General features: G+C 62.1%; 6 protein-coding genes. 4 read left to right on the top strand and 2 right to left on the bottom strand.

What is annotated here, in order from left to right; translation table 11 throughout:
* Positions 1 to 60: 60 nt before the first annotated feature.
* Entirely contained in the window at positions 61 to 942 is an 882-nt protein-coding gene (locus tag HX807_RS10495; protein WP_102605152.1) for a LysR family transcriptional regulator, read from the bottom strand.
* 103 nt (positions 943 to 1,045) lie between these two features.
* Here HX807_RS10495 and HX807_RS10490 point away from each other — a divergent pair, with 103 nt between their 5' ends.
* Both HX807_RS10490 and HX807_RS10485 read left to right on the top strand, forming a co-directional pair.
* Positions 1,046 to 1,531, top strand: coding sequence for a heme-binding protein (locus tag HX807_RS10490; protein WP_177049909.1), 486 nt, complete (start codon positions 1,046 to 1,048; stop codon positions 1,529 to 1,531).
* Positions 1,528 to 3,057, top strand: coding sequence for an MFS transporter (locus tag HX807_RS10485; protein ID WP_177049907.1), 1,530 nt, complete (start codon positions 1,528 to 1,530; stop codon positions 3,055 to 3,057). The genes HX807_RS10490 and HX807_RS10485 overlap by 4 nt, the downstream gene beginning before the upstream one ends.
* Positions 3,058 to 3,210: 153 nt before the next feature.
* Here the strand turns inward: HX807_RS10485 and sohB are convergent, their stop codons facing one another.
* Positions 3,211 to 4,236: a protease SohB gene (gene sohB, locus HX807_RS10480; protein WP_008434663.1), complete on the bottom strand. Its 1,026-nt coding sequence runs from the start codon at positions 4,234 to 4,236 to the stop codon at positions 3,211 to 3,213.
* Positions 4,237 to 4,429: 193 nt separating this feature from the next.
* Between sohB and HX807_RS10475 the strand changes: the two genes are divergently transcribed.
* Both HX807_RS10475 and HX807_RS10470 read left to right on the top strand, forming a co-directional pair.
* Complete coding sequence (locus tag HX807_RS10475; protein ID WP_102605149.1) at positions 4,430 to 5,140, top strand: histidine phosphatase family protein; 711 nt, start codon at positions 4,430 to 4,432, stop codon at positions 5,138 to 5,140.
* A 56-nt stretch (positions 5,141 to 5,196) separates the two neighbouring features.
* Positions 5,197 to 5,511, top strand: coding sequence for an SCP2 sterol-binding domain-containing protein (locus tag HX807_RS10470; protein WP_003215671.1), 315 nt, complete (start codon positions 5,197 to 5,199; stop codon positions 5,509 to 5,511).
* Positions 5,512 to 5,530: the final 19 nt, after the last annotated feature.

Below are 5,530 nucleotides of genomic sequence, written 5' to 3'. Positions count from 1 at the left end.
GCGGGCTTGCTCGCGAAGGCAGCAACACACTTAACCCGTGAAGCACCTAACCCGCCGCGATCAAACCTTCAACCTGGCTACCTGCTTCACCTGCTCTATATACCGCGCCACCGCCGGCGCCTTTTCAAAGCGCCGGTAAATCAGCGACAACCAGGACGACGCCTCGCTGCCTTCAATGCTGCGGTACACGACATTCGGCAAGCTCACATGCCCCACCACCGACTCCGGCACTACCGCTACGCCCTGCCCCAGTGACACCAACGCAATCACCGCCACCAACCCACCCGGCTGTGGCCCCAGTCGCGGCGCATAACCACCCTGCGCCGCCACGTGCAGCGTGCCGCTGATCTGCTCGGGCAAGATAAACGTCTCGTTCTGCAGGTGCTCGCAACTGATTGCCTTCAACCCCAGCAGCCACGAATCCTGGGGCAACGCCAGCACAAACCCTTCACTGCTCAACCGCACCGCTTCGACCCCATCAGGCAAGGTCATCGGCGAACGAATGTAGCCAATGTCGAAACGCCCCTCCGCCACCAGCCCCGGCAACGCCGCCATGGGACTCTCGCGCACGCTGAGGCTCACGTCCGGGCAGTCCGCGCAGAACGACTGCACCTGACGCTGCAACAACCCCGAATACACCGCCGACGCCACATAACCCAGTTCGATATGACCGATCTCGCCACGCCCGGCGCGCTGGGCATTGCGTTGGGCAAACTCGAACTGGCGCACGGTGGCCTCTGCCTCGATCAGCAAGGCCGCGCCCGCCTCGGTCAGGCTGACCTCGCGCTGGCGGCGGATAAACAAGCGCGTACCGAGGGTGGTTTCCATGTCCTGGATCTGCCGGCTCAGGGTCGGCGGCGCGATACCCAGCTGTTCGGCAGCACGGGTGAAATTGCGTTGCCGGGCAACCGCCAGGAAGTAGCGGAAATGACGTATTTCCATCACAGGATTAGCTCAAAGGTAATGAAGTTCTGTATGGCGCCTAACAAGGACGCCACCTGCCGGGGATAAGCTCGCAGTACGTTCACAGTAGAGAGGCTTTCCCATGTTCGTCAAATCATTGGTCCTGGTGCTTGCCGGTCTTTGCACCGTGCCCGCAGCGCTGGCCGCAGAAGCCCCCGCAAGCATTGCCCACAAGGCAATCCTGAGCCTGGCAACGGCCCAGCAGATCGCCGCACACGCGCGCAAGGTCGCCGCCGACAAGGGCTGGCCCTGCGCCGTAGCCATCGTCGATGACGGTGGCTGGCCGATCCTGACGCTGCGCATGGATGGCGCTCCCGTGGTGGCCGGTATCGAGCTGGCCCAAGGCAAGGCGCGCACTTCAGCGCTCTTCAAGCGGCCGTCCGGGGACCTGGAAAACGCCATCAACAATGGCCGCCCGGCAGCCATCACCGCCGGCCTGTTGATGATGAAGGGCGCCAAGCCAATCATCCTTGAAGGCCAGGTAGTGGGCGCCATCGGCATCAGCGCAGATACTCCGGCCCACGATGACGAGATCGCCCTCGCGGCGGTGGCTTCGGTGCAGCCATGAGCAAGGTCAGCCCGCGCCTGACACTGCTGACCGCCTCCGGGGTCTGTTCGCTGATCGTGCTCGACACCAACATCGTCGCCGTGACCCTGCCGAGCATCGCCCGGGACCTGGGGGCGAATTTTGCCGATATCGAATGGGTGGTCAGCGCTTATATGCTGGCCTTCGCCGCCCTGTTATTGCCGGCCGGAAGCATTGCCGACCGCTTTGGCCGCAAGAAGACCCTGGTCTGGGGCCTGGGTATTTTCATCCTCGCCTCCCTCGGCTGCGGTGCGGCGCCGAATGCGTTGTTCCTGGATATCGCTCGCGCCGTCAAAGGTGTCGGCGCAGCGCTGCTGCTGACCTCGGCCCTGGCCTCCATCGGCCATACCTTCCATGACGAAGTGGAACGCGCCAAGGCCTGGGCCTTCTGGGGCGCGTGCATGGGCGTGGCGATGACCGCCGCACCGACCCTCGGCGGGTTGATTACCCAATACCTGGGCTGGCGCTGGATTTTCTATCTGAATTTGCCGGTCGGCCTGGTGCTGATGGGACTGGTGCTGCGCGCGATTCCGGAATCCCGCGATGCCCAGGCTGCAAGGCTCGACCCTTGGGGCAGCCTGAGTTTCAGTGCCAGCCTGCTGTGCCTGATCTGGGGCTTGATCGAAGCCAACCGTATCGGCTGGGACAACCCGCTGACTTACGCGCGGCTGCTGGGAGGCGCTGCGTTGCTGGGTGTTTTTGTACTCGCCGAACGCCTGCAACAACGGCCCATGGTCGACCTGCAACTGTTCAGGCACCCGCGCTTTATCGGCGCACTGCTGGGGATGTTCGCCTACGCCGGCTGTGCCCAGGTGATGATGACGCTGCTGCCGTTCTACTTGCAAAACGGCCTGGGCTTATCCGCGATTGCCTCCGGGCTGGGCATGTTGCCGTTTGCCTTGACCATGTTGATTTGTCCGCGGATAGGCGCCCGACTGGCTAGCCGTTTTGCCCCGGCAACGATGATGGCGACGGGGCTGGCGTTGGTGGGGTGCGGCAACCTGCTGAGTGCCTGGGCGGTCAATATCGGCGGCTATCTGCCGTTCGCCCTGGCGATTGCCGTCACGGGGGCCGGCGCGGGATTGCTCAATGGCGATACGCAGAAAAACATCATGGCTTGCGTGCCACGGGACCGCGCGGGGATGGCGTCGGGCATGAGCACCACCATGCGCTTCAGCGCGATCATGTTGGCGATCGGGGTGTATGGGGCGTTGTTGAGCAGCCATAGCGAACAGTTGCTGCACACGAGCATCGGCTCCCAGTGGCAGGAACAGGCGGCAGGGATTGCTTCACGGGTAGTGGCTGGCGATATGCCGGCGGCCATGGCGTTGCTGCCCGAGTCCGCGCGGGACACGGTGCAGCCACTGGCGCGGCAGGCGTTCGTCGGCGGGTTCAGCGTGGTGTTGTGGGTGGCGGGGTTGTTGGGTTTGCTGGGGGCGTTGGTAGTGGGATCGTTGATGCGGCACCCCATACCGGCGGTGCCTCAGGCCTCACTACTAGCTCGGTAATGTGACCAACACAAAACCAATGTGGGAGCGGGCTTGCTCGCGAAGGCGGTGTGTCAGTCACAGATGTATTGACTGACACACCGCCTTCGCGAGCAAGTCGAATCGTCGCACCGCCGCTCCCACATTTTGATCTTCGAACGTCAGCTGGAATTGTTACCAGAAACGCTGCTGGGTCAGGCGACTCCACCAAGTCAGCAGCACCCGGTCGACCGAACCGCTGGCCGCCAGGCCCACCCGCTCCTGCAGGCTTTTACGCTCGGCATAGTGCAGGTGGAACACCTCGGCGGTCTTGGCCTTGGTCGCCAGGTATTCGTCGCTGGTTTGCAGCTGGTCCACCAGTTGCTTGTCCAGCGCCGCGACACCCAGCCAGACTTCGCCGGTGGCCACGTCATCAATCGCCAGCTGCGGGCGGTAGCGCGACACGAAGTTCTTGAACAGTTGATGGGTGATGTCCAGGTCTTCCTGGAACTTCTCCCGGCCCTTCTCGGTGTTTTCGCCAAACACGGTCAGGGTGCGTTTGTATTCACCGGCGGTCAGCACTTCGAAGTCGATGTCGTGCTTCTTCAGCAGGCGGTTGACGTTGGGCAACTGCGCCACCACGCCAATCGAGCCAAGGATGGCAAACGGTGCGCTGATGATCTTCTCGCCGATGCACGCCATCATGTAGCCGCCGCTGGCCGCGACCTTGTCGATGCACACGGTCAACGGCACGCCCGCCTCGCGGATACGCGCCAGTTGCGACGACGCCAGGCCGTAGCTGTGAACCATGCCGCCGCCGCTTTCAAGGCGCAGCACCACTTCGTCCTTGGGTGTGGCCAGGCTCAGCAGTGCCGTGATTTCATGGCGCAGGCTTTCAGTGGCCGAGGCCTTGATGTCGCCGTCGAAATCCAGCACGAACACCCGTGGCTTGGCTTCTGGCTTCTTCTTGCCCTTCTTCTTTTCGGCCTTGCCTTCAGACTTGCGCAGGGCCTTGAGCTGGTCCTTGTCGAGCAGGGTCTGCTCCAGGCGCTCACGCAAACCCTTGTAGAAGTCATTGAGCTTGCTGACCTGCAACTGGCCGGCAGCTTTGCGGCGGCCTTTGCTGCGCAGTGCGGCGAAACTGATCAGCACCACCAGGATAGCGACGACCAGGGTGACGGTTTTAGCCAGGAAAGTAGCGTACTCGGCCAGAAAATCCATGTGACTCCTTACAAGTGCAGTGCGCCAGGCGCGGATTGCCCAAGCATACCGACGCCACCGCCATGGGGCCAGTGATCAAACCGCCAGCAGCGGGCCTCTAACGACCTTTTAAAACAAGCGTATGTTTTTTCATTGACAGCTTCCCGGCATCCTCATAACCTCGCCAGACTTTCAACGTACCGGGAAAACGGACGTGGGCAGCATCTACCTGATTCGACATGGCCAGGCCTCCTTCGGTGCAGACGACTACGACGTGCTGTCGCCCATCGGTGTGCAACAGGCGCAAGTGCTGGGCCGCCACCTGGCGGAACTGGGCCTGGGCTTCGACCGCTGCGTGTCGGGCGACCTGCGCCGCCAGCAGCACACTGCTACCGCCGCCTTCGAACAATACAGCGCCCTCGGCCTGCCGGTACCCACGCTGGAAATCGACAGCGCGTTCAACGAGTTCGACGCCGAGGCGATCATCCGCGCCCTGCTCCCGGACCTGCTGCACAGCGAACCCGAAGCCCTGCATATCCTGCGCAACGCCGCGCAAAACCGTGGCGAATTCCAGCGCATCTTTTCCCTGATCATCGAACGCTGGCTGGCCGGCACCTACGACCCGCCGGGCCTGGAAAGCTGGCTGGGATTTGTCGAACGTGTTCAGGGTGGCCTGCAACGCATCCTCGAAGCCGCCGACAACCGTGACAAGATCGCCGTGTTCACCTCCGGCGGCACCATTACGGCCCTGCTCCACCTGATTACCCGAATGCCTGCCGCACAGGCCTTCGAACTGAACTGGCAAATTGTTAACACCTCGCTCAACCAACTGAAATTCCGTGGTCGCGAGGTGGCACTGGCTTCCTTCAACAGCCATACCCACTTGCAACTGTTGAAGGCGCCGCAGCTCATCACTTTCCGATGAATTGCGGCCAACCGTGACCCCAAGGTCACTGGACTCACCATAAAAGGATCGAAACCATGACTGACGTAGCTAAAGCCGTAGAAGCAATGAAAGCCAAATTCAACCCAGCCGCTGCTGACGGCCTGGACCTGGTGTTCGGTTTCCGTATCGACGACACCCAGAACTTCTCGCTGGTTGTGAAAAACAACACCTGCGAACTGCTGGAAGGTGAAAACCCGGACGCCCAAGTCACCCTGGTGATGGACGGCGAAACCATGAAAGGCATCGTTGACGGCTCCACCGACGGCATGCAGGCATTCATGGGCGGCAAACTGCGCACTGAAGGCGACATGATGCTGGCCATGAAATTGAGCGAGCTGTTCCCGGCCTGATCAGGGCAACCCTGGCAAG

The organism is Pseudomonas sp. D8002, assembly GCF_013385695.1.
GTDB lineage: Bacteria > Pseudomonadota > Gammaproteobacteria > Pseudomonadales > Pseudomonadaceae > Aquipseudomonas.
This window is presented reverse-complemented; position numbering and strand designations above follow the sequence as displayed.

Bases quoted from the DNA above. Each gene is read 5' to 3' on its own strand.
- HX807_RS10495 (WP_102605152.1), bottom strand. From the start codon at position 942: ATGGAAATACGTCATTTCCGCTACTTCCTGGCGGTTGCCCGGCAACGC.
- HX807_RS10490 (WP_177049909.1), top strand. From the start codon at position 1,046: ATGTTCGTCAAATCATTGGTCCTGGTGCTTGCCGGTCTTTGCACCGTG.
- HX807_RS10485 (WP_177049907.1), top strand. From the start codon at position 1,528: ATGAGCAAGGTCAGCCCGCGCCTGACACTGCTGACCGCCTCCGGGGTC.
- sohB (WP_008434663.1), bottom strand. From the start codon at position 4,236: ATGGATTTTCTGGCCGAGTACGCTACTTTCCTGGCTAAAACCGTCACC.
- HX807_RS10470 (WP_003215671.1), top strand. From the start codon at position 5,197: ATGACTGACGTAGCTAAAGCCGTAGAAGCAATGAAAGCCAAATTCAAC.